Annotated in this window: 3 protein-coding genes; all 3 read left to right on the forward strand. The window is 39.5% G+C overall.

Annotation, left to right across the window (positions count from 1 at the left end; all coding sequences use genetic code 11):
- On the forward strand, window positions 1–803 hold an 803-nt coding region (locus QMD21_06050), incomplete at its 5' end, for a hypothetical protein (protein MDI6856326.1).
- Between the two features lies 1 nt (window position 804).
- Window positions 805–1,311, forward strand: a complete 507-nt coding sequence (gene scpB / locus QMD21_06055) for an SMC-Scp complex subunit ScpB (protein ID MDI6856327.1) — start codon at window positions 805–807, stop codon at window positions 1,309–1,311.
- A gap of 347 nt (window positions 1,312–1,658) precedes the next feature.
- On the forward strand, window positions 1,659–2,726 hold the full coding sequence (locus tag QMD21_06060) for a S8 family serine peptidase (GenBank protein MDI6856328.1): 1,068 nt from the start codon (window positions 1,659–1,661) through the stop codon (window positions 2,724–2,726).
- Window positions 2,727–2,786 lie beyond the last annotated feature (60 nt).

Below are 2,786 nucleotides of genomic sequence, written 5' to 3' on the forward strand. Positions count from 1 at the left end.
CTGTAAGCGATAATGGCGAAAAGTTGGATCGCTATATTGAGCTAGTAAATAATTTAAGGGTGCAAACAGACAGAGCATGGAGCGCAATTAAAAGCCCTGTCGATAGAGAAATTATTTTGATTTTTGAGCTTGTAATAGATGAGAAGCTAAATCCCTGGGATGTTGATTTAACAAAATTTGCAAGTTTGTATATGAAAAAAGTTAGGAAAGAGCAGGAGTCTGATCTAATTACGGCAGGCTATCTTATATTACTAGCATGGAATATTTTAAGACTACAAGCAGATAGCTTGCTTGAGAGCGCCACTCCAAAGCAAGTTCAAGAAGAGCTTTTCCCATGGGATGTTATACCAGAATGGGCTATTAATGAAAATTATGATTGCACAAATGCAATACTTACTGGCGCTATTCAGCTTAGCGAAAGGATCCGTCGTAAAGGAGCCAGACGAGTAACTCTTATTGAGCTTGTAACTGCGTTTGAAAATGCTAAAAAATATGTGAGTGCCAGAGAGCTTAGAACGCAGGCTAGAGAGCAGTACATACAAAAGTCTTTAAAAGATGCTTTGGTAACGCTGGATGAAAAATTAGTTAAAGAAGAGCTTGAAAGCGATGCTCGTAAGTTATGGACTAAAATTTGCGAGTTAAATACGTTAGAGCCTATATCATTACGAACAATTTGTAACGGCAATAAAGAAGAATATATTACTGGCATTATATCGGTACTGTATCTAGCTGCCCAGTATAAGCTCAAAGTATGGCAGAATAAATTCCCGTACGGCGAAATTTACGTGAAGAGGCTGACTTAAAATGAAAGAGCTTGAAAGGATTGTAGAGGCAATATTATTCTCTGCAGGAAGAGCAGTGAGCATGCGAGAGCTGAAAGAGCTCACGAACTGCGATGAGAATGCTATTACTTCAGCACTAGAAAAACTGAGCTTAGAATATGCTCAATCACAAAGAGCTATTGAAATTTCTAAGGCAGGCGAAAAATACGCAATGCAGGTGAAGTTAGAGTTTGCAGACGAAGTTGCAAAAATAGCTCCTAAAGAGATACCGGAGCACTTACTCAAAACACTGGCACTTATTGCCTATCATCAGCCTGTAAAGCAGGTAGAGCTTTCAAGGTTAATAGGTAGTAAGGTTTACGAGCATGTGAAGGAGCTTGAAGAGCTTGGTATGATAAGAGCTCGTAGCGAAGGCAGAACTAAAATTCTCAATACTTCAAAACTGTTTCCTGAGTATTTCGGGATAGGCTCTACGAAGCGGGATGATATAATAAAATGGTTTGAAAGTAAGGTGAAAGCAAATGTTTGAGGGGCGAACAAAAATTTCGTGGCGAGATTTACTTGTAGGAATTGCTTTTGTAATTTACGGAATTGCTGTTGCGAAAGTGTTTCTTCTTTAATTGCCACAAGTTTGCAAAAATTAGCACATAGGTGGGGTGTATGGAAAGTTAAAACTTTCTAAGTAGGCGGGGCTCTCTCTAGCGCTTCAAGGAGCGCGCTACCTACTTAAAAATCATGGCCTGATTCATTTGGAAAGAGTCCTCAGCAAAAATTTTCATTGCTCCCTTTCACTCTGTAATAGGGCAATTTTCTCAACAGCTTTATCAGCGCAGCATCGTTATAATTATTATCATTGAAAATTATGATCGTTCTAAAATGGAAAGCAATGAAAGGGCAGGCAGAAAACTTGATATTGTTTTGTCTATAATAATAATTGTGCTGGTTGTAATCGCCTGTATACTGTCTGCAAAACTATTGCTAAAATATCTATCAGCTTCGCAATTATCGCGTTCAGAATGGGCCTTCGAATGCACTGAGATAGTGCAAATGAATTTGTTAGGATATTGGGGCGCTAATGTGACAATAGCGATTATAGATACTGGTATCAATTTACAGCATGATGATTTAAAATCTATGAATCTTGTTGCATGGCGCGATTTTGTAAATGGCAAAGAACAGCCTTACGACGATAATGGGCATGGCACTCATATTGCGGGTATTTTAGCAGCTAACGGCAAAATAAAAGGAATAGCTCATCAAGCAAAATTTATTATTGTGAAGTCGCTTAAAGGCGACGGTAGCGGCGACGATGGTATTGTAGCAAATGCAATTGAATTTTGTATAGATCCTGATGGGGATGGCAATTTAACTGACGGTGCAGATGTAATATGTCTCTCTCTAGGTGGTAAGGACCTTCCAAAACTTAGTAGCGCTTCTGAAAGAGCTTGTCAAAAAGCTCTTGATAGAGGTGTTTTCGTAGTTGCAGCTGCTGGTAATAATCCTAAAGAGCCGGATATAGCAACTCCAGGAACTGTCGAGCTAGTAATTTCTGTTGGTGCAATAGACAGCAATAAAAAAATTGCAGATTTTAGCCAGGACGGTAATCGTGCATTCAATTTTAAAAGAGATAATCCCAACAAGAAGCCCGAGCTCGTAGCGCCTGGGGTAGAAATTCTATCAACTTGGGGCGAGTGGTACGCTTATTGTAATGGGACTTCTCAGTCAGCGCCTTTCGTAGCTGGAGTGCTCGCTCTCATTCTGGATGCTTTGCCACAATATCAGCATGAGCAGACAAACAACTCAACAGCAATACGTTATTTTAAGCAGGTATTAGCAGATAGCGCTGAAAAGCTTGACGAGCAAAATATTCCACATGATAATAGCTATGGGTATGGACTTGTGCAAGTATTGGATGCCTACCTTAGAATAACTGCAAGTAGCTAAAACTCGAGAGGAGACTGTCAACTTAACACCTCCTCCATCAACAAATATTACTGGCTTTTT

This window comes from Candidatus Thermoplasmatota archaeon, assembly GCA_030018475.1.
Taxonomy (GTDB): Archaea; Thermoplasmatota; JASEFT01; order JASEFT01; family JASEFT01; genus JASEFT01.

Bases quoted from the DNA above. Each gene is read 5' to 3' on its own strand.
- scpB (MDI6856327.1), top strand. From the start codon at position 805: ATGAAAGAGCTTGAAAGGATTGTAGAGGCAATATTATTCTCTGCAGGA.
- QMD21_06060 (MDI6856328.1), top strand. From the start codon at position 1,659: ATGGAAAGCAATGAAAGGGCAGGCAGAAAACTTGATATTGTTTTGTCT.